Genomic DNA, 234 nt, shown 5'->3' on the forward strand with positions numbered 1-234 from the left:
GCTTTTCATTTCTTATTACGGAGAAATGAAACAGTGTGTCGTTTCAATTTTCAGCTTGATCCAGATTTTTAAAGAGCAAAACTTCGCAGTGAACCTTTTCAGGTACACTCTGAAGTTTTCTTGTGTTTTTGCAGTAAAGATGGTGGAGCTATGCGGGATCGAACCGCAGACCTCCTGCGTGCAAAGCAGGCGCTCTCCCAGCTGAGCTATAGCCCCATCGTAGTTATCTCATTC

The 234-nt window shown here is 44.0% G+C and carries 1 tRNA gene; it reads right to left on the reverse strand.

The annotated features are described in order from the left end of the window. Positions 1-140: 140 nt before the first annotated feature. Positions 141-216 (reverse strand) — tRNA-Ala (locus tag NNO03_RS22660). Positions 217-234 lie beyond the last annotated feature (18 nt).

The sequence above is a fragment of the Citrobacter sp. Igbk 16 genome, assembly GCF_028069755.1.
GTDB lineage: Bacteria > Pseudomonadota > Gammaproteobacteria > Enterobacterales > Enterobacteriaceae > Citrobacter.